Genomic DNA, 755 nt, shown 5'->3' with positions numbered 1-755 from the left:
AACCGTCGCTCTGCGTCAGGTGCTTTTGCCGTTGGCCTATTTATGGCGTTTGTCCCGCTTCCGAGCCAGATGATCATGTCTGCAGGTTTAGCCATTTTAATGGGCGTAAATTTACCTCTGTCAGTCGCTCTCGTTTGGGTCAGCAACCCTATTACCATGCCAGTCTTGTTTTACTTTGCTTACAAGCTCGGTGCATGGGTCATGCATGTTCCACCTCAGCCATTCCATTTTGAGCTATCTTGGGACTTTATCATGCAACAGATGAGCACGATTGGGCCTCCATTCCTATTGGGGTGCGCAATTTGCGGTGTGGGTTCTGCGATCATTGGTTATTTCGGTATTCGCGGATTGTGGCGCTACTCTGTCGTTCGCAGTTGGCAAAAACGAAAAGTAAGATAAGCGGATAAGACGCTAAAATCATTCGTTGCGACATGGCTTGAGGTTCAAACGACAATAAAGCTGAAACGAAATGTAAGCAAAGAATGAAAAGATGCTAATGAGGACAAAAAAGGACCATGAAAGGTCCTTTTTTGTATCTAGTGTACTTAGTAAAAAGAAATCGTAGCCAACAACGATGTCTACGAGGCTAGCTTGCTTTCCTTAGTTACTTAGCACTCAAAACCGCGGCAGGGTTCAGTTTCGCTGCGCGAGAAGCTGGGTACCAAGTGGCCAATAGGCTTAATACGATAGCGGTGGTCGACACCAATGCAACGTCAGGCCAATGCAACTGCGATGGAAGAAAGTCCACAAAGTAG

1 protein-coding gene and 1 pseudogene are annotated in these 755 nt (G+C 46.5%); one reads left to right on the top strand and one right to left on the bottom strand.

Annotation, left to right across the window (positions count from 1 at the left end; translation table 11 throughout):
* On the top strand, positions 1–399 hold a 399-nt coding region (locus R7O13_RS26430; protein ID WP_318305149.1), incomplete at its 5' end, for a DUF2062 domain-containing protein.
* Between the two features lie 205 nt (positions 400–604).
* Here the strand turns inward: R7O13_RS26430 and R7O13_RS26425 are convergent.
* Positions 605–755, bottom strand: a pseudogene (locus R7O13_RS26425) (lipoprotein-releasing system transmembrane subunit LolE); the annotation flags it as partial.

Source organism: Vibrio sp. Y176, assembly GCF_033438945.1.
This window is presented reverse-complemented; position numbering and strand designations above follow the sequence as displayed.